Here is a 15,403-nt window from a genome sequence, read left to right as displayed (position 1 = left end):
GGACGACTGAAGCAGGCAAGCTCACCCCTCCGGGGTGAGCTTGCGTGTTTAGACCCTTCCTCCTACCGGCAGCGATGGCGCGGCACCGACAGACCACTGCCTATCCGAGTCCTCGCGTCATCGGCGACTCACCGACAACGCAGTCACCTCAGGCCGGCGCTGATCGACGCGTCTCAGGCACCAGAACTCGTACCGGGACGTTGGACATGAGGGGCTGCCCGGAGTAGCGCTCCCAGACATCGGTGATGGTGAGCAGTCGATTGGTCGGAGACCCGATGTCGAACATCTGGCTGTCCTGGTCTGGCCGGCCGCCGAAGGAATGGGCCATCGAGATGAGGCCCTCACGGAGAGTTTCGTCACTAGCGAAAACGGCAGAAATGCTTGCGCGGACCGATTCGATTTCCGCCACGTCACCGTCGGACAACCCCAGCGATTCCATGTCCTTTGGGTTCATGTACGCGAAGTTGTAAAACCTGCCGCGGTTTGTGGCGTCCACATTGTGCGACGAATTCACGACGTGGTTCAGGCGCCGGGAGATCAACCGCAACGGAAACCCGTCTGCAAGAACAACTGCCAGATCGTCCTTTTCGGCGGCCTGGAGATCGGCCATCATGTCGGCGTTGCCGACGTCCAGCCGGCCATTCCACCCCGGCTCCTTCTCCTGCACCACGACGGCTGGATCGGGCGGGAAGAGCGCGCCGTGCGGATGGCGCTTGACCTCCGACAGAGGGATCCGCGATCCGGCGAGCAGGATCTCCAAGAGCTCATCGGCGGTCGGCTTGGTGACCATGTCCAGTTCGGCCGGAGGTAGTGCGGATTTGCTGAAGGAGAAAGCGCCGCTGAAGCTGATCGGGAGCCCGAGCCGGCGGGCAACCTCGTAGAAGAACTCCCACTCCTCGACGACATCAGCCCCCTCGGGCGGTGCAACGACCGGAGGAGAATACCGCGCGGCAGCGTCGGCAAAGCCCTTGTACCCCGTGGCGAACAGCAGCATGGCGTCGGTCAGCAGGCTGACGCCTGACACCTCGAGGTTCATCGTCGGGGCTATGACGTAATCCGCCAATTGCGAGGTAGCGGACATATCGACGTCCAGCGTGACGAGCAGATCGAGAGCCTTCATCGCTTCGATGGTCTTGAGTTGGTCGGGGAACGCCGATACCGGGTTGCCCCCAAGACAAATCAGCGCTCTGATCTGCCCCTCCCCTGGAGTCAGGATCTCTTCCGGAAGAGCGGCAGTGGGTAGCCCGGCAGGGGTACCGGCCAGGCCGCGCACCCGCATTGGTGCCCCGACTACGGGGTTGGGCCTCGCTGGAGACGCCTGCGCGATGGCGGGCAGTGTTGGGATGAGCGTCCCAGGATTGCGGACCGTCTCGCCGGCCCGAAGATAGTGCCCGCAGAGAGTGTCCAAGGTGAGGACCAGGTATTCGACAAGCGTGCTCTGGGCGGTACCCATACTGGGGCCGGTGCCGGCTACCGCGTATCCGCGTCCAGCCGTAGCGAAGGTGCGTGCGGCGCGCCGAATTTCGGCGGCGGTGATTCCCGCTCGGGCAGCGACCCTTTCGGGCGAGAACGGTTGTACCCTTTCGCGTAGCGAGTCCAGACCTTGGACGTTCTCCTCCACGAACGTCTTGTCGAACAATTCCTCGTCGAGGATCACCCGAATCATGGCCGCAAGTAACCCGATGTCCTGTCCGGGCGTCGGCTGGATGAATTGAGTTGCCTGTTTTGCCACCCCGGTTCGGCGCGGATCAATCACGATGACTCTCGCTCCGCGGCTGCGCAGATCCTTCAGGTACGTATTCGGATTGCCGCTGGGCGCACCCGAATACGTGACGAGCGGATTGATTCCGACAAAGAGCACCACATCCGGGTTGTCGTAAGCCTGGGGCGGCGCCATCCATGTTCCGTGCAAGGCACGGGCGATTGGCTTGCCAGGCTGATCGATCGTGTTCGACGTGAAGATCATCGGCGAGCCAAGGGCTCGCATGAACGCCGTTGCCATCGGGTGACTGAGGGCGTTCTGTTGGCCCTTCGTTCCGGAGTAGAGCGCCACTGCGCGGGGGCCGTACCGGTCGACTATGCGCCGGAGATGTTGCGCGATTTCATCGAACGCCTCGCTCGACCCGATTGCCGCGTGCGTGCCGTCGGCGCTTCGTTTCATCGAGTGCAAGAGGCGGCTGTCACTGGTGATCATGTCCGCGAAAGAGCGGCCCTTCACGCACGTGTAGCCATTGTGAGTGATGCCATCGAGGTCCGCGCGGACGTTGACGGGTCGCTCGTCCTCGATCTCTACGAGAATCGGGCAGTAATTCGAGCACACTCGGCAAAAGGACGGTCGTATGGTCGTCATGCCGAACCTTCTCACTTCCGTTGGCGCACAGTAAGAACCGTTGCCGCCTAGATCAGTTCCAGTGTCGCAGTATCGCTTTGCGTATGAGTGTACTCATATAGGCCGGGCCGACTGCTAGGTTTACGCAAGGAAACCAGCCGAGCATCCCAGGATCACTGCGCCGCAACGATCGTCGCGGACCACCTCGTCAGCTGGCGGTCACAAGACCTCGATGACCACCGCGCCACCCTGACCGCCGCCTGCACACATGGCAGCGACGGCAACACCCCCGCCACGGCGCTTGAGCTCATGGACCAGAGTCGTCACCATCCGAGCACCGGACGCCCCCACCGGGTGACCAAGGCTGCAACCGCTGCCGTGAATGTTGACTTTGGCCTCGTCGAGGCCCAGCAGCTTGCAGGCCGCGACTGGAACGGCCGCGAAGGCTTCGTTGATCTCCCACAGATCGACGTCGTCAATCGCCAAGCCGGCTCGCTCGAGCACTCGAGGGATCACCGAGACTCCTGCCAAACCGGTCAGCCGCGGATCTACACCAATCGCCGCCCACGCCACGACCCTGGCAAGCGGAGTCAGGCCATGCTCGTCGGCGAATTCTTGGCTGACGACCATCACTGCGGCGCCTGCATCGTTGACACCCGACGCGTTACCGGCGGTGATCGAGAACCCGTCGATCTCCGGGTGCAGGCCCTTGAGACTGGCCAGCTTCTCGGCCGAGGTGGCGCGGCGGGGCTGCTCGTCGACTGCGAAATCGAGAACTGAGCCATCCGCCTGAGTCACCTTGACCGGCACGATCTCATCGTCGAACGTGCCGGCGTCGATCGCTGCAACCGCACGCTGGTTCGAGCGCAGAGCCCACGCGTCCATCTCTTCTCGGGAGATACCGACCTCCTGCGCCACATTCCATCCCGTGGTGAGCGTGACGTCGTCGTTGGCATCGTCGGTGTGAGGGAACGTCGGCCTCAGTCCCACCGTGTAGTCGCTGGAACCCGCCTCCCGCCATCCGGTCTGCGGCGCCATCGAATTGGACTGCACGCCACCGGCAATGATCGCCCGATCCATGCCCGCTCTGATGCTCGCCGCGGCGTTCCCGATTGCGGTGAGGCCACCGGCACAGTGCCGATTGACCGACTGCCCGGGAACATGCTGGAGTCCCGCGGCATGGGCCGCGTAACGAGCCGTGTCTCCGCCTCCGTAGAGCGCCTCGGCGAGGATCACGTCATCGACGCTCTCGGCGGGAACCCCTGACCGAGCCAGTGCCTCGGATACGACGAGTGCGGCAAGTTCTTCAGCCGGTGTGTCGCGGAGCGTGCCCTTGTACGCCACACCAATCGGAGTACGGACAGCGCTGACGATCACTGCTTCGGTCATGAGGCTCCTAACATGGAAGAAAACATTTAAGATTCGGAAAAATCATCTAGCCGTATGGGGTGCGATTTCCCAATCCCTCAGGGCTGCCCTGGCTTCAGCGCGACGAACAGGCCCTCGGCCTCAGCGCACAGCACGTCACCCTGGTGGAGCGTCGCACGCAGGTACCGCTTACGCCCCTCCTCACGCTCCACCCAGCCCCTGATCGACAGCTCTTTGCCGATCGGAGTGATCGACCGATAGTCGGTGTGCAGGAAGGCAGTTCGCTGCGCGGGGCGGCCGGCGGAGTTGGCCAACCGGCCGAGCACCTCGTCGAACATCAGCGGCACCGCACCACCGTGCGCCGCCCCGTTGCCGCCCAGGAAGTAGTCGCCGAAGCGGACCGTGGCCTCCACGGTGTCGGGCGTGCTGGCGGTCACCACCACCTTGGGTGACATTGTCTGCCCGCGGCCGGCCAGGTCCGTCCGGCGACCGAAGACCCTCTCCCGCTCTACAACAGCGTGCGGCTCGAGCTTGTCTGCCCAGGCAGCCAGCTCGCCGGTCAGCGACCGGACCATCGCCTCATCGGGAGCGGCCGCCGCGAGGCGGTCGAGGAAATCAGCGAGGGCGTCGGTCAGCTCCGCCCAGGCGGGACCGTACGAGCCCTCGCCCCCAGGCAGCGTCTTGCTGCGCCAAGGGCGAGCGCTTTCATCGAACCCCGGGTGACCGCCCGTCGACTCGCTCAAGCCGGGATGCTGCCGGTGTGGATGCGAGCCGCGTGCAGCCCGTCCTCGGTTGTGGGCGCCTCGACCGACCACTCGCCGCAAGAGCACCAGCACTCGTAGTGCCCGTCCTTGGGGATGATCGCCTGTCCGTCGCAGCTACCGCCGGTGTTCGCGATGCTCTGCAGGAACTCCAGCGGCTTTTCGTGCAGGCTGTTGTCTTCGTCGTGGTCACTCATGGTGTCCGTCCTTTCGTGGATGTGGGTAGAAGTCGATCAATCGGCGACCCGGAAGACCGGCAGCAGCCAGTCGTCCTGGATCGGGTGGAAGTCGACGACCAGCTGCATGCCGATCTCGACGTCGGCGGGGTCGATGCCGATCAAGTTGCTGACGAGCCTGGCCCCAGGCGCGTCGGGGAGGTCCACGACAGTCGGGACAAGGGTGATGTCCGGCAGTCCCGGAAAACCGTGGACGACCGCGAAGCTGTAGACCTCCGCGCGGCCGCTCAGCTCGACGAACTCGACACCCTCGGACTGACACTCGGGACAATACGGCGTCGGAGGCAGCCGGAAGGTCTCACAGTACGTGCACCTCGGAGCGACCAGACGACGCTCTTTGGCGGCCAGCCAAAACCCCTCTGTGATCGGGTTGGTCGTGATGCGCACCATGTCACCGGGCAGTGCGGTGGAAACCGTCATCGGTCGTCCCTTCCAAGGATCAGGCCCGAGACCGGGAGACTGGCGGGACCTCCGGTGACGAGCGCATGCTCGGCGTTCTCGACCTGGTTGATCGCGGTGCCGCGCATCTGCTCCACGCCCTCGACGATGTGCGTCATGCCGATGATGTAGGCCTCTGACAAGTTGCCGCCATGAGTGTTGACCGGGATCTGCCCGGGCTTCTTCTGCGCCGAGTAGCGGATTGCTCCGGACTCGACAAATGCGCCGCCTTCACCCTTTTCACAGAATCCGTAGTCCTCGAGCTGCATCACGACCATCGGCGTGAAGTGGTCGTAGAGCAGTGCAACGTCGAGATCGTCGGCGGTGAGACCGGACTGTTCATAGAGTCGCCTGGCGATCGGCTTGTTGCCTGAGGAGGCGAAGTACTCGTCCGGCATTCCCATCCACGCAAACGCGCGGCCCCACTCCCTGACACCACCGTGGGCGGCGGCAACGACCGGCACAGGCTTCTGCTTGAGATCCCGAGCGCGTTCGATCGACGTGGTGATCACCGCGACGGCCCCGTCGGTCTCCTGACAGAAGTCGAACAGACACAGTGGCTCGGCGATCATCCGGGCGCTGAAATAGTCTTCGCTCGTGAGCGGCTTCTTCATCAGCGCATCCGGACGGTTCATCGCGTTCTCGCGCTGCGAGATCGCAACCTCGGCGAACGCCTCGCGGCGTGTGCCATACAGGTGCATGTGACGACGCGCCAACAGCGACATCAGGTGGCCCGGTCCCGCCAGCCCAGAGGGCTGCAGGAACGAGTTGGTCGGATTGAGCGCGACCTGTGAGAACACCGTGCCCAGGCGGGCCTTGCTCTGTTGCAGCGACATGAGCGATACGACGTACGTCGCGTCACCGGCGACGATGGCGGCGCGAGCCAGGCCGATCGAACCGGCCGAACCTCCTCCCCCACTGGTCAGAGCGGCCGTGAAGGTCACCTCAGGGATTCCGAGGGTCTCCATGAAATCGGCCGTGTCCATCTTGTCGACGTACCCGGCGCTGGCACCGGAGTAGTAGGCGAACCCGTCTATCTGCTTGACGGAGATGCCCGCGTCGTCGCACGCGTTGAGGATCGCCTCGCACGCCATCTGCGTGGTTGTGCGCGGCCAGGACTCGCCCCGCTTGTAGTACTCGGTGCGCCCGACGCCGACGACGGCGACGTCGCGCAGGCCCCCGTCCGGGGTCGAAGACGTCACCCGTCAGCCCTGGATCACGTCGGTGCTGGTCGGTACCGGGGGCACGTGGGGGAAGAGCTCGTAGAACGCGCCCTGCGTGATGCGCAGCGTGGTCTCGGGGGAGGCGTCGGCGAAGAGGCCCTGCAGCGTCTTCTGCGTGTGGCCGAAGGTGCCCTCCATATGGGGGTAATCCGAGCCGAACATGACGTTCTTGTAGCCCATCGCGTCGTGCGCCGCGACAGCTGTCTCGTCGTGCTGGAAGGAGGCGTAGACCTGCGACATCAGAATTTCTTTCGGGTCACGGTCAAGCTTGGGGCGGACGGCCATGTGGTGCTGGCGGTAGCCCTCGAGCAGACGGTCGCCGAGGAAGGGGATCCAGGTGGCACCACCCTCGGAAATGAGGATCTTCAGGTTGGGGCGACGATCCAGGACGCCCGAGGCGACGAGTTTCATCGCGGCGCGCTGGCCCGAGAAAGTGGTCTCGGTGTAGTTCATGACCGCACCACCTGGCCCGCGGTAAACCAAGCCCGCGCCACCTGCGGTCATGTCGACCGGGTCGGTCCCGATGTGGAAGGCCGGGATGATGTTGGACGCCGCGCACGCATCCCAGAACGGTTCCCAGTCATTGCGGTGCCAGTCCGGTGCGCTCGGGTGAGGGGTGGTTGGCAGGAAGACGCTCTTGAAGTCGTGCTCGGCAAGCCACTCGATCTCCGAGACGGCATCCTCGACGCGCAGGGTGGAGACCTGACCTGTCACCACGTAGCGGTTGGAGACGGGCACGAGCTCCTCGAGGGCGTACTCGTTGGAGGCGCGCATGCAGGCCTTCAACAGTTCGGGGGTGCGGAACGTGGAGGCCCACATTCCGAGGCTCGGGAAGATGACCTCGCCCCAGACGCCTTCTTTGTCCAGGTCTCCGAGGCGGGCCTTGGCGTCGCGCACACCCTGCGGCTTGTGGCTCTCCTCGGTGAATTGCACCACCGCCGAGTTCGGCAGCTTCCGCCGGAAGGTCTGACCGTCGACAGTGACCGTCTCGTACTCGCCGTCGGGGTCTTTCTGCGACTTGGGCGTGAGATCAGCCATCGCCTTGGGAAGGCGCGACTCCCACACATCTTCGGGCTCGAGGAAGTGCGAGTCTCCGGAGTTCGTCCAGATTTTGTTGTTCATGGGTGTCTCCAAACGTGGGAGGTCGCGACCTGCGCGCCTCGAAGTGTCCGCTGTCAATTAGAGCATTCCATTAACTGATTCAACTGTCCAGTGTTTCTAAGATCTGATGATTAGGTTTGCTCGCGTTCGACAGTACGTGCGATTTCAGAGATAGTCATTAAAAAGTTGGACGCACCGCAACCAGATCTGCAGGAGAAGGCGCATGGACACCGACGCCCCCGAAAGCGAGCGCGAGCTGCGCACCCACAAGCGCAAACACGCGGCCGGCGAGTCGACGCGGGTCCTGTTGATGGAAACTGCCGAGCAACTGTTCGCAGTGCGGGGCATCGAGGGCGTGACCTTACGAGAAATCCAGCACGCGGCGGGCCAATCGAACTCATCGGTCATCACGTACCACTTCGGTTCCAAGACCGGCCTCGTGCACGCCCTGATCCGTCATCGCCACGCTGAACTCGACAAGCATCGACTCACTGCGCTGGCCGCGATGCGCGACGCGGGGCAGTTGATCGATCCGCGTGCTGTGGTGTGGCTCATCGTCCGCCCGCTGATCGGCAGCATCCGGGCCGGCGAGATGTTCGTACCGTTCCTCGCTCGGTTGAGCGAGAACCCGCGCGCATACGCAGACTTCTGGCCCGACGACGTCCAAGCGTGGGGCTCCGCTGCTGTCGAGGAAGTCGTCGACGAGGCCCTGAGCACCTTGCCGCAGCGAATCAGGCGCGGACGCGCTTTCCAGCTCTACAACAGTGTGCTCAATCTGCTCGGCGAGCACGCCCGTAGCCACCACGAGATCAGCGAGGCGCTTTTGCACAACTACGTCGACGGCTGGGCCGCCCTGCTGGCCGCCCCGGTCTCGGATGAGACGCTCGCCCTCTTGTAAGACAGATCAGATCAGCGCTGCGAGCCGCGGAAGGTCGGCCATGGCGCGCATGGCGTCATTGAGGTGCGTGCAACCGGCAACGCCCTTGAGGCGGTCGAGCACGACGGCCCGCAGTTTGGTGACCGGAGTCCCGATCAGCGATGCAACGTTGCGTACGGCGAGCGGGCACTCGGCATACGGCAACACCCGGGGTACCGGATCGATCGAGCGAAGCAAGCCGGTGTCCCGGTCTGCGGTGGCAGTGAGGGTGTACTCGTGCACCGCAACACGGCCACCGTCAGGACGTGTCGCGGAGTCCTGGAACATCGCATCGACGTGAATGGTTCCTCCGTCGACCCAGACATCCATGCGACGCGCCCTACGCATAGACACCTCATCGATCTTCCGGATCTTGTGCCACGCAAGCGGGTCAGGACTCGACTCGAGAGCATTGACCGCTTGCGTACGGTGTGTCCATCGAGAACTACCGTCGGGCGCCAGGCCGCTGGAACCCGGCATGAACCCGGTACAGACGCCCTCCATCTTCCGACCCGGCCCGTCCGACCGACCCTTGACCGACGCGAGCAGCTGATCGGCCGAAATCCATTGCGCGAACGCGAAGCCGGAGATCAGAGTCGCGCCGGGAAGATCGTCGAGGAGCAGACGCAGTGGCCCGTCGTCAATCTCGGAGGGCGGCAGCACCTCCATGAGTGCCGCGCGGTAGCCACTCCCGCTCGGAGCCCGCACCAGAGCCTGGAGTTCAGGCCACGACGGCGCCGTCTCGATTGTGGCGATTGTTCGATCGGCAGCCACCACGACCTCCATGGTCTCCTCCGAGAGCACTTCTTCCGCCGGCTCACGATCGCCCCTGTCAGAGGTGGTCCGCAGGTCACGCCCCCGTCCACGCAACAACAGTTCCGTACCCAGACCGCCGGGCCAGGTCATGTCGATGGTGGTGGTGCGCCTCACCGATCCGGGCCGCCGCGGAGGCGATGCGTCGACCGGGCCACGAACCTCTAACGAGATGTCAGTGCTCATGATCTCGCCGACACCGGCCAGTTACTGACGACCAACAGGCCCCTTGGAGCCAAACCTCCTGAGGCTTTAGCCCCGAGAGCCATTCGGGCCACTGCCAGGTGGAGATCGCGTGGCGACCGATTCCCGGATCTGGCTGCTGCAACGCCCAGCGCAATCGGCGCGATTAGGCCCGTATACTGCGCATACTCCGCACCGGCGCCGACGAAGTGGTTCTTGCGCCGGCGATGGGTCGAGATCGCCAACAGCAAGAGCCCGACTGAGAGTACGCAGGCAAGAGTGGTCAACAGGCGCACATCCACACCCATGACCCACCTCTCGCCGCCAACAGTAGAATCATCTTACTCATACCAAAGGGTACGAACTTAATGCTCTAAGGGTATATTTAGTTGCATGTCTACCGACCTCGGCTCGATCCCAACGCCCGCAGTGCAGCGTGTAGGCACCACGATGCGGGCACCCAAGACCGCAGAACTCATCGCCCATCACCTGCGTCGCCAGATCGTTAAGGGTGACCTCACGCCCGGTGAGACACTGCCCTCCGAGGTCGAGCTGATGGAGCAATTCAGCGTCTCGCGCCCTACGCTCCGCGAAGCCTTTCGAATTCTTGAGACCGAGTCACTGATTGGCGTGCGGCGTGGGGCCCGCGGGGGCGCAAGGATTCTGGAGCCCGACCCGATGGTCGCCGCACGCCACGTCGGCCTGCTTCTGCAGCTGCAAGGCACAACCATCCAAGACGTCTACGAGGCACGCGTGGTGACCGAACCGCCGTGCGCGCGCTTGCTCGCCAAGGCCCGGACCAATCAAGACCTTGCTGATATGCGTGCGGTCATCGAGGAAATCCGCACGATGCTGGCTGCCGGTTTCGACAAGACGCCTGACCCGGCGGAGTGGAGCGGCATCACCTACCGATTCCACGAGCTGATCATGCAACGGTGTGGCAACAAGACGCTCGCGATCCAGGGCGCCGTCCTGGCCGACATCGTCGCGATCCATCTGCAGTTGAGCGTCGCGCAGGGCATGGGCGAGAGCGAGCAGCCAGCCCGTTTCCAGAAAACCCTGCGTTCGTATGCCAAGCTGGTGGACCTCGTCGAGAAGCGCGATGGCAACGAGGCCGAGGCCCACTGGCGTCGCCAGATGGAAGGCGCCAAGAAGTACCTGTTCCTGTTCGACGAGCGGAACAAACCGCTTGTCGATTTGTTCGGGTGACGCCCGACAAACTCGGGATGCTGGGCGCCCCCACACCTCGCCGTTGACGAACTGGCTTGCCGCGACTCCCCCAGCAATGCCCTAGACCCGGGTCGCCTCCAGCGACGGGCCCCTTCCCATTGATCTTCGGGTGGCGTCCGTTTTTGTGCTGTGCAGAGGCCCGTGGCAGCTCTGAGCGTTGCGGCGAGCGTCAGAGGCGCTCGATGATGGTGGCGTTGGCCATACCGCCGCCCTCGCACATCGTCTGGAGTCCATAGCGACCGCCGGTTGCCTCCAGATGTCCCAACATCGTGGCCATCAGCCGGGTGCCGGAGCCGCCAAGCGGGTGACCGAGCGCGATCGCACCGCCGAGCGGGTTCAGCCTGCCAGGATCGGCGTTGAACTCCTTTGCCCAAGCCAGCGGGACTGGAGCGAAGGCCTCGTTGACCTCGTAGGAATCGATGTCGTCGATACTCAGTCCCGAGCGCTTGAGCGCCTTGTGGGTTGCCGGAATGACGCCGGTCAGCATCAGCAGCGGATCCGATCCCGAGACCGAAAAGGTGTGGAAGCGGGCACGCGGCTTGAGACGCAGGGCGGCTGCCTTCTCCTCGCTCATGATCAGTGCGGCCGACGCACCGTCGGTCAGCGGCGACGAGTTGCCCGGCGTGATCGACCACTCGATCTCCGGAAACCGCTGCGCGTAGCCCTCGTCCCTGAACGCCGGACGCAACCCGGCAAGGCCCTCGACGGTCGTGGAGGCCCGCACCGTCTCGTCGACGATGTGCACCGATCCATCGGGCAGCGTGATGGGAATGACCTGGTGCTCGAACCCACCGGCGGCAGCAGCCGCGGCCGCACGCTGGTGGGACCTGGCGGAGTACTCATCGAGCACCTCGCGTGACAACTTCCAGCGGGCGGCGATCAACTCGGCACCGATGCCCTGGTTGGCCAGGCCCTCGGGGTACCGCTTGGTCAGCGGGGCGTAGGGGTCGCCTCCTTGGGCGTTCATGCCCATCGGCACGCGGCTCATCGACTCGACACCACAGGCGATCGCGATGTCATAGGCACCGGCCATGATGCCCTGCGCGGCAAAGTGGGCGGCCTGCTGACTCGAGCCACACTGGCGATCAATCGACGTACCGGGAACCGATTCCGGGAAGCCGGCCGCGAGCAGCGCGGTCCGTGCGATGTTGAGCCCCTGATCACCGACCTGGACTACGCAGCCGGCGATGACGTCGTCGACCAGGGCGGGATCGAGATCGTTGCGCTGCACGAGCGCCTGCAGCGTCTGCGCCAGCAGGTCCCCTGGGTGGACACCCGAGAGCGCCCCGCCGGGCTTGCCCTTGCCGGAGGCGGTACGGATGATGTCGACGATGACAGCGCTGGTCATGGATATCTCCTAACATCAGGGGCCCGCTCGGCAGCACAACCCAGTAGAGCTATTAGTTATCTTATTAAGCCATTAGTGTGTCATGTGTCGAAGAGGCGCGATCACGTCCGCCTCTCGCCCGAGTCGAACTGGAGTCGAGATGGACCGCGACCTGTACACCGAGGACCACGAGCAGTACCGCAGTGTCGTTGCGGAGTTCGTCCGACGCGAAGTGACCCCTCACCTCGAGGAGTGGGACGAAAACCGAGCGACCGGCCGCGATGTCTGGCTGGCCGCCGGACGCCAGGGCGTCGTGGGCCTTTCCGGCCCCGAGGCATACGGCGGAGCGGGGGTCGAGGACATCCGCTACCGGATGATTGTCTGTGAGGAGTTCGCGAAGGTCGGCGCGGCATCTCTGGGGTCGAGCTTCGCACTGCAGGACGACATCTTGATCCCGTATGTCGCAGGACTCGGCAACGACGAGCAGAAGCAGCGCTGGCTGCCACGCATGTGTGCCGGCGAGGCGATCATGGCCGTCGCCATGACCGAGCCCGGGACAGGGAGCGACCTCAAGAGCGTCCGGACCAACGGGGTCAAAGTCGACGGGGGCTGGAACGTCAACGGCTCCAAGACATTCATCACGTCGGGCATTCAGGCCGATCTCGTCGTCGTGGTCACCAAGACCGATCCGGCCGGAGGTACCGACGCCTTCACACTGCTCGTGATCGAGGAAGGCATGACCGGCTTCTCCCGCGGTCGCAAGCTCGACAAGCTCGGGTTAAAGGCGCAGGACACCGCCGAGCTGTTCTTCGAGGACGTCTTCGTGCCGGACGCGAACGTGCTGGGCACCGTCGGCGGCGGCTTCCGACAGCTCATGCAGCACCTGCCTTTGGAGCGACTGTCGATCGCGATGATGGCCATCTCGGCCTCCGATGCAGCCCTCTCCTGGACCCTGAACTACACAAACGAGCGCGAGGCCTTCGGTCAACCGTTGAGCACCTTCCAGAACTCCCAGTTCGTCCTGGCAGACATCGCCACCGAGTTGGACGTCACACGCGCGTACATAGACAAGTGCATTCTGGCTTTCAACGCCGGCACTCTGACCACGGTCGAGGCGTCCAAGGCCAAGCTATGGGCGACAGAGGTCCAAAGCCGAGTGGTGGACCGCTGCCTGCAGCTGTTCGGCGGCTACGGCTACATGATGGAGTACCCCATCGCGAAGGCGTATCTGGATGCCCGCGTGCAGAAGATCTACGGCGGCACCAACCAGATCATGCGGCAGATCATCGGTCGCGACCTGACGGTTCGCCGGTAAACGGCAACAACATGGGGACGAGCACCACCATCTCTTGACTTGGTGACGCGCATCACGTCAAATGGTACAATCAATCATCTGTATTAATTATTTATCTGTTTCCACCTAGCAGGAGTCACCAACCCATGACCGAGATCGACCGCACCCCCCCGACCGTCCACCTGCGGATCAACGGCGAGAAACTTGCCACCGGCACCGGTGGCACCCACGACCACATCAGTCCCGCCACTGGCCGCGTCGACGCGAAGATCCCCCTGGCCGACAAGGACGAGATCGAGCAGGCTGTCACGGCGGCGCACGAGGCGTACAAGAGCTGGAAGCGCACTCCAGCGGCTCATCGTCGCGCCCTGCTGCTCAAGCTGGCGGACCTGATCGAAGAGAACACCGAGGAGTTCGCCCGCCGGGCGACACTCGACAACGGCACACCGTTCACGCGCGCCAAGGGCTTTGGTCCCCTCTCCGCTGAGTGGACTCGGTATTACGCCGGCGCTGCCGATAAACTCCGGGGCGAGGTCACTGGCAGCCCGGTGTACGACGGCGAATTGGGTTACACGTTGACCGAGCCGTACGGCGTCATCGGCATCATCATCACGTGGAATGGCCCGCTGATCTCGCTCGCAATGAAGGTCCCGCCGGCCGTCGCCGCGGGCAATACCGTGGTCGTCAAACCGTCCGAGCTGACTCCGTTCAGTGGCCAGCTGTTCATGGATCTGGTCGAGCAGGCGGGCTTCCCGCCCGGCGTCATCAACGTTGTGCCCGGCACGGCCGAAGCCGGCGCCCAGCTGGTCAGCAATCCACTCGTCAAGAAGGTCACCTTCACCGGCGGTCCCGCGACGGCGGAGAACATCCTGCGCGGGTGCGCGGCGGACATGAAGCCCGCGGTGCTCGAGCTGGGCGGCAAGTCTGCGAACATCGTCTTCGAGGACGCCGACATCGAGAAGGCGTGCATATTGGGCGCGACCTTCTCGCTCATCCTGATGAGCGGCCAGGGCTGCTCCTTCGCGACCCGCATGATCGTGCACGAGTCGATCTACGACCAAGTCGTGGCCAAGACCAAGTCCATCGCCGAATCGGTCGTCGTCGGTGACCCCTTCGCCGAGGCCACGATGTCCGGCCCGGTGATCAACGCGGCCTCCGTCGAACGAATCCTGTCCTTTATCGAGCAGGCCAAGGCGGACGGAGCCACGCTGATCACCGGCGGCGAGCGGATCGGCGGCGAGCTGGCCGAGGGCTACTACCTCCGGCCAACAATATTCACCGATGTCGATCCCCAGTCGCACCTCGCGCAGAACGAAGTCTTCGGCCCCGTGCTGGCGATCATGAAGTTCTCGACCGAGGAGGAGGCCATCGAGATCGCCAACAGCACCCGATACGGCCTGTCGGCGTACGTGCAGACCAACGACCTGAAACGGGCCGTCCGTGTCGCTTCCGAGCTCGAGGCCGGCCAGATTCTGATAAACGGCGCCGCCAACTCGGTGACCGGACGCCCGTTCGGCGGCTTCGGGCTCAGCGGAGTGGGCAAAGAAGGCGGCCATGAAGGCATCGAGGAATTCCTGCGAGTCAAGTCGATCGCCATCAGCATGAAATGAGCACGACCGACCACCGACGACTGCTGGTCCCTCGCCCGAGGTGACAGGGACCAGCAGTCGTCATCGATCGCGGCTCTCGGGCTCAAAGACTGTCGCTGACGACGGCTTCTGGCCGGCTCGTATCCGCGGTTGCATCACGCGGTATCAGTAGCCGGTCTCTATCGCATGCGAGAACTGGGGCCGCACTGCTACTTCGATTTGAGCTGTTCATCAGATCACGGGCACGCAGCCAAACATCGGGTGGCATACCCGAAGGATTGGACAATGGATATATGGCATTACGAGTAACGTGTCCCTGCGGCGAGATGATGTACGGGTTGACCGATGACGCGGTGGTGAGTTCCACGCAGGCGCACCTTGACACCGTTCATCAGCGCTCATACTCCCGTGACGAGATCATGTTCATGGCCGTGAAGATCCCCGACCGACTTCTCCCTCCCGGCTTCATGACCACGTAGGCCGAAAACGTGATTAGCCCCGTAGCCGGCTCGCCTTGACCCTTATTACTCGCAGGTGGCGCTCGCGGTCCGCATTTGCTTCCTCTGCGACGCCGACTGAATGTCCGGGCCTTGCA

Annotated in this window: 14 protein-coding genes; 5 read left to right on the top strand and 9 right to left on the bottom strand. The window is 63.9% G+C overall.

Going from position 1 to position 15,403, the window contains the following annotated elements; all coding sequences use genetic code 11:
• Nucleotides 1–148: 148 nt before the first annotated feature.
• The 7 genes from ACVWY6_RS18105 to ACVWY6_RS18075 form a co-directional block, all read right to left on the bottom strand.
• The gene (locus ACVWY6_RS18105; protein ID WP_457539879.1) at nucleotides 149–2,350 is read right to left on the bottom strand and encodes a molybdopterin-containing oxidoreductase family protein; all 2,202 of its coding nucleotides are present in this window, start codon (nucleotides 2,348–2,350) and stop codon (nucleotides 149–151) included.
• 198 nt (nucleotides 2,351–2,548) lie between these two features.
• Nucleotides 2,549–3,718, bottom strand: coding sequence for a thiolase family protein (locus ACVWY6_RS18100; RefSeq protein ID WP_457539877.1), 1,170 nt, complete (start codon nucleotides 3,716–3,718; stop codon nucleotides 2,549–2,551).
• 77 nt (nucleotides 3,719–3,795) lie between these two features.
• Nucleotides 3,796–4,440 (bottom strand): hotdog domain-containing protein, encoded by a 645-nt coding sequence (locus ACVWY6_RS18095; RefSeq protein WP_457539875.1) that lies wholly within the window; start codon nucleotides 4,438–4,440, stop codon nucleotides 3,796–3,798.
• Entirely contained in the window at nucleotides 4,437–4,655 is a 219-nt protein-coding gene (locus tag ACVWY6_RS18090) for a hypothetical protein (RefSeq protein ID WP_457539873.1), read from the bottom strand. The genes ACVWY6_RS18095 and ACVWY6_RS18090 overlap by 4 nt, the downstream gene beginning before the upstream one ends.
• A gap of 36 nt (nucleotides 4,656–4,691) precedes the next feature.
• Nucleotides 4,692–5,114 (bottom strand): Zn-ribbon domain-containing OB-fold protein, encoded by a 423-nt coding sequence (locus ACVWY6_RS18085; RefSeq protein ID WP_457539871.1) that lies wholly within the window; start codon nucleotides 5,112–5,114, stop codon nucleotides 4,692–4,694.
• Complete coding sequence (locus ACVWY6_RS18080; protein WP_457539869.1) at nucleotides 5,111–6,334, bottom strand: thiolase C-terminal domain-containing protein; 1,224 nt, start codon at nucleotides 6,332–6,334, stop codon at nucleotides 5,111–5,113. Before ACVWY6_RS18080 ends, ACVWY6_RS18085 begins: the two co-directional genes overlap by 4 nt.
• Nucleotides 6,335–6,337: 3 nt before the next feature.
• Nucleotides 6,338–7,477: an amidohydrolase family protein gene (locus ACVWY6_RS18075; protein WP_457539867.1), complete on the bottom strand. Its 1,140-nt coding sequence runs from the start codon at nucleotides 7,475–7,477 to the stop codon at nucleotides 6,338–6,340.
• 202 nt (nucleotides 7,478–7,679) lie between these two features.
• Here ACVWY6_RS18075 and ACVWY6_RS18070 point away from each other — a divergent pair, with 202 nt between their 5' ends.
• Nucleotides 7,680–8,354: a TetR/AcrR family transcriptional regulator gene (locus ACVWY6_RS18070; RefSeq protein ID WP_457539865.1), complete on the top strand. Its 675-nt coding sequence runs from the start codon at nucleotides 7,680–7,682 to the stop codon at nucleotides 8,352–8,354.
• A 6-nt stretch (nucleotides 8,355–8,360) separates the two neighbouring features.
• On the opposite strand, the gene ACVWY6_RS18065 is transcribed toward ACVWY6_RS18070, so the two are convergent.
• Nucleotides 8,361–9,371, bottom strand: coding sequence for a DUF2889 domain-containing protein (locus tag ACVWY6_RS18065; protein ID WP_457539863.1), 1,011 nt, complete (start codon nucleotides 9,369–9,371; stop codon nucleotides 8,361–8,363).
• 390 nt (nucleotides 9,372–9,761) lie between these two features.
• Here ACVWY6_RS18065 and ACVWY6_RS18060 point away from each other — a divergent pair, with 390 nt between their 5' ends.
• Complete coding sequence (locus tag ACVWY6_RS18060) at nucleotides 9,762–10,577, top strand: FadR/GntR family transcriptional regulator (protein ID WP_457539861.1); 816 nt, start codon at nucleotides 9,762–9,764, stop codon at nucleotides 10,575–10,577.
• A gap of 190 nt (nucleotides 10,578–10,767) precedes the next feature.
• On the opposite strand, the gene ACVWY6_RS18055 is transcribed toward ACVWY6_RS18060, so the two are convergent.
• Nucleotides 10,768–11,946: a thiolase family protein gene (locus tag ACVWY6_RS18055; RefSeq protein ID WP_457539859.1), complete on the bottom strand. Its 1,179-nt coding sequence runs from the start codon at nucleotides 11,944–11,946 to the stop codon at nucleotides 10,768–10,770.
• Nucleotides 11,947–12,085: 139 nt separating this feature from the next.
• On the opposite strand from ACVWY6_RS18055, the gene ACVWY6_RS18050 reads away from it, so the two are divergent.
• The 3 genes from ACVWY6_RS18050 (at nucleotide 12,086) to ACVWY6_RS18040 (ending at nucleotide 15,287) form a co-directional block, all read left to right on the top strand.
• A complete protein-coding gene (locus ACVWY6_RS18050) occupies nucleotides 12,086–13,240 on the top strand; it encodes an acyl-CoA dehydrogenase family protein (RefSeq protein ID WP_457539858.1) in 1,155 nt (384 codons plus the stop codon).
• Nucleotides 13,241–13,365: 125 nt separating this feature from the next.
• The gene (locus ACVWY6_RS18045) at nucleotides 13,366–14,829 is read left to right on the top strand and encodes an aldehyde dehydrogenase family protein (RefSeq protein WP_457539856.1); all 1,464 of its coding nucleotides are present in this window, start codon (nucleotides 13,366–13,368) and stop codon (nucleotides 14,827–14,829) included.
• A 272-nt stretch (nucleotides 14,830–15,101) separates the two neighbouring features.
• Nucleotides 15,102–15,287, top strand: coding sequence for a DUF1059 domain-containing protein (locus ACVWY6_RS18040; protein ID WP_457539854.1), 186 nt, complete (start codon nucleotides 15,102–15,104; stop codon nucleotides 15,285–15,287).
• The last annotated feature ends 116 nt before the right edge of the window (nucleotides 15,288–15,403 follow it).

The sequence above is a fragment of the Williamsia sp. R60 genome (assembly GCF_054063855.1).
Note: the sequence above shows the minus strand (reverse complement) of the source record. Positions and strands in the feature narration are given on the sequence as shown.